Origin of the sequence: Kitasatospora sp. NPDC093558, assembly GCF_040683475.1 — a bacterium.
Lineage (GTDB): Bacteria > Actinomycetota > Actinomycetes > Streptomycetales > Streptomycetaceae > Kitasatospora.
Window position 1 is genome coordinate 1 of record NZ_JBFBDY010000688.1, and the last position, 3,137, is coordinate 3,137.

At 74.4% G+C, this 3,137-nt stretch carries 4 protein-coding genes and 1 pseudogene; all 5 read left to right on the top strand.

Annotation, left to right across the window (positions count from 1 at the left end; genetic code table 11):
* Window positions 1-269 precede the first annotated feature (269 nt).
* Window positions 270-692, top strand: a complete 423-nt coding sequence (locus AB0O00_RS33740) for a roadblock/LC7 domain-containing protein (protein WP_363658354.1) — start codon at window positions 270-272, stop codon at window positions 690-692.
* Window positions 693-700: 8 nt separating this feature from the next.
* The gene (locus tag AB0O00_RS33745; protein ID WP_363658356.1) at window positions 701-1,276 is read left to right on the top strand and encodes a DUF742 domain-containing protein; all 576 of its coding nucleotides are present in this window, start codon (window positions 701-703) and stop codon (window positions 1,274-1,276) included.
* Window positions 1,277-1,397: 121 nt separating this feature from the next.
* The gene (locus AB0O00_RS33750; RefSeq protein WP_363658359.1) at window positions 1,398-1,946 is read left to right on the top strand and encodes an ATP/GTP-binding protein; all 549 of its coding nucleotides are present in this window, start codon (window positions 1,398-1,400) and stop codon (window positions 1,944-1,946) included.
* A gap of 300 nt (window positions 1,947-2,246) precedes the next feature.
* Window positions 2,247-2,369 carry a hypothetical protein gene (locus AB0O00_RS33755; protein ID WP_363658358.1) on the top strand — a complete coding sequence of 41 codons (123 nt, stop codon included), beginning with the start codon at window positions 2,247-2,249 and terminating at the stop codon, window positions 2,367-2,369.
* Between the two features lie 562 nt (window positions 2,370-2,931).
* Window positions 2,932-3,137, top strand: a pseudogene (locus tag AB0O00_RS33760) (hypothetical protein); the annotation flags it as partial.

Below are 3,137 nucleotides of genomic sequence, written 5' to 3' on the forward strand. Positions count from 1 at the left end.
GCCCGCTTCGCCTTCCTGCACCCGGCGCCGGCCCCGGCGGCCCTGCCGGCGCCGCCCGACGGCAGCCGGGCGCCGCTCGTCCGGCGCGTCCCGGCCGGCCCGCCGGTCCGCCTGGTGCCCCCGCTCGGCCCCACCGCTTCGGACGCACCCGGGCCGGACCCGCAGACACCACACGCACGACCACTACGACCGGTACTACCCGTACGACCGGTACCACCTGCACGCCCAGCACCACCCGTAACACCCGCTCCAGCGGAAGGAACTGATTCATGACCATCTCGACGCAGTCGCCCGGGGACCTCAACTGGCTCCTGGACGACCTGGTGGGACGCGTCGCGGCCCTGCGGCACGCGGTGATCCTCTCCAGCGACGGCCTGGCCACCGGCGCCTCCCGCGACCTGGAGCGCGAGGACGCCGAGCACCTCGCCGCCGTCGCGGCCGGCTTCCACAGCCTCGCCAAGGGCGCCGGCGGGCACTTCAAGGTCGGCGGGGTCCGCCAGACCATGGTCGAGCTCGACGAGGCGTTCCTGTTCATCACGGCGGCCGGCGACGGCAGCTGCCTGGCCGTGCTGAGCGAGGCCGAGGCGGACATCGGCCAGATCGCCTACGAGATGGCCCTGCTGGTCAAGCGGGTCGGCGAGCACATGGCCGCCGAGCCGCGCACCGAAACCGTGCCGCCGCCGGGGAGTTGAGCGGTCCGATGGCGGATCCGAAGGCGGAGGCGGTGGCGGAGCGGGACGAGTCCGTGGCCGCGACGGACGAGACCGGCGCGGTCGACGACGTCGCGGTTGCGGACGGCGCGGGCGCGGGCACCACGGGTATGGGCGCCGAGGGCGAGGACGACACGGCCGCGGACGAACCCGAGCTCGACCTGTTCCGGCCGCGCACCCCGGTCGACGACCGCTGGTTCGACGACGACGCCGGCCCGGTGGTGCGGCTGTACTCGATGACCCGCGGCCGCACCCGGCCGGTCGAGGACGGCCTGTTCGACCTCATCTCGCTGATCACCGCCGCCGAGCCCGGGCCGGACGCGGGGGCCGTGCCCGCGCACGTGCTCGACCCGGAGCACCAGACCATCCTCGCCTGGTGCCGCCGCGAGCCGCTGTCCGTCGCCGAACTCGGCTCCTACACCGACCTGCCGGTCAGCGTCGTCCGGGTGCTGCTCGGCGACCTCTACGACGCCGAACTGATCAGCGTCACCAAACCCGTTCCGCTCGCCGAGTTGCCGGACGAGCGCCTGTTGCGAGACGTGATCAATGGACTCCGTGCGCTCTGAGCACCACGCCGGGAACGAGACCGGGCACGATGCCGGGCACGAGGCGGGGAACGGTGGCGCCGGTCACCCGCGCCGGCCCGCGGCCAACGACCCGCGCTGGCGCGGCGGTCCGGCCGCCGCGATCAAGATCCTCGTCGCGGGCGGCTTCGGCGCGGGCAAGACGACGCTGGTCGGCGCGGTCAGCGAGATCCGGCCGCTGCGCACCGAGGAGGAGCTGAGCGAGCTCGGCCGCCCGGTGGACGACACGTCGGGGGTGGAGGCCAAGCGCACCACCACGGTCGCGATGGACTTCGGCCGGATCGACCTGCGGCCCGGCCTCGCGCTCTACCTGTTCGGCACGCCGGGCCAGGACCGGTTCTGGTTCGTGTGGGACGAGTTGGCGCGCGGAGCGCTCGGGGCGGTGGTGCTCGCGGACACCCGGCGCCTCGCCGACTGCTTCCCCTCGGTGGACTTCTTCGAGCAGCGCGGCATCCCGTTCGTCGTCGCGGTGAACTGCTTCGACGGGACGGAGCGGTTCTCGCCCGAGGAGGTGCGGGACGCGCTCGACCTCGACCCGGACATCCCGGTTCTGCTGTGCGACGCGCGGCTGCGCGAGGACGGCAAGGAACTGCTCGTCGCCCTCGTCGAACACGCCGCCGCCCGGCCGCGCCGCGCCGCGGCCCGGGCCTGACCCCTCGTCCGCGCCACGCCGGTCCGGGGCCGGCCGGTCATCCGTCCGACCGCTGTCTCTCCATCGCTGTCACTATTCGCCGTCTCATATTTCCGTCCGTATCCCGGACGTTCGGCGCGGTGAAGGTTGCCTAGACCGGTCCGGCGTGGAAGGCTCTGTGGACGAAGGCCGCCCGGCCATGCCGTCGGGAAGCCCGGACGTGAGTCGGCGCTGACGCATGTCCGGCAATGGGTCCTTCGATCACGCACCTTCGGCGCGCAGTCCGCGTCGCCGAGCACGGAGCCAGGGGAGGGCAGCAGGATGACCGTCGGTCGGCACACCGCCGCGGCCGCGCCCGCCTCCGTCCGCACCCCGGCCCGGCCGGTGCTCACCGCCCGCCGCTACATCGACCACGCGCTGATCTGCAGCGCGTGTTGTCGCTGACCGGCCGGCCCCTCCCCGGTACGCCCGACCCCGCTTGCGGCCCGCCCGGCCGCTCCGTCCGGCGCACCGTCAACCCGTCGACCAGGCCGGAGCGGCACACCGGAACCCGGCGTGCCCGCGACCGGCGATCCGGCCCCGCCCCGCGGAGAGACCACCTGTGAACCTCGCCTTCCCCACCCCCGCCCCCGGAGCCGCCGGGCGCCCACGCGCCGCCGGGACGTCCCCCGACGCGCGCTGCGGCGCACCGTCCGGGCGGTCGAGCGGACGGACGAGCGGACAGCCGAACGAGCGCTTGCGCACGGCCGGTTGCGCGGCCGCACCGAGTCGGTCCGGCCGGTCCGGCCGCGCCGACCTGGAGCCGTTCTGGCCGTCCAGGCAGCCGAACCTGTTCGACCAGACGTGTCCGGGCTCGCCCAGCGCGTCCCGGTCCTCCGCCCGCTGAACCCGGATTCCGGTTCCCGGATCCCCGGTCAGCCCAGGCAGTACGCCCGGTCGACGCGCAGACGACTCCACCCCGTCCGTCACGCGCGAAATGAGCTGGCACACCATGTCTTCTTCTTCCATGGCCACCCTGCCCCTGCCCACCGCGACCCCGCACCTGCGCGCGGTCCGCTCGGTCCAGCCCGTTCCCTCCGTCCCGTCCGTTCCGCCTGTTCCGTCCGGTGCCATCAACTCGCAGAGCCGGGTGCCGCGTTCGGTGCCATCGCACGTGCTCCCGCCGCGCTCCGCTCCGGTGGGCGCCCCGGTGACTCCGGTCACTCCGACGGC

Excerpts from the sequence above, each read along its gene's own strand:
- AB0O00_RS33740 (WP_363658354.1), top strand. The coding sequence starts at position 270 with ATGACCATCTCGACGCAGTCGCCCGGGGACCTCAACTGGCTCCTGGAC.
- AB0O00_RS33745 (WP_363658356.1), top strand. The coding sequence starts at position 701 with ATGGCGGATCCGAAGGCGGAGGCGGTGGCGGAGCGGGACGAGTCCGTG.
- AB0O00_RS33755 (WP_363658358.1), top strand. The coding sequence starts at position 2,247 with ATGACCGTCGGTCGGCACACCGCCGCGGCCGCGCCCGCCTCCGTCCGC.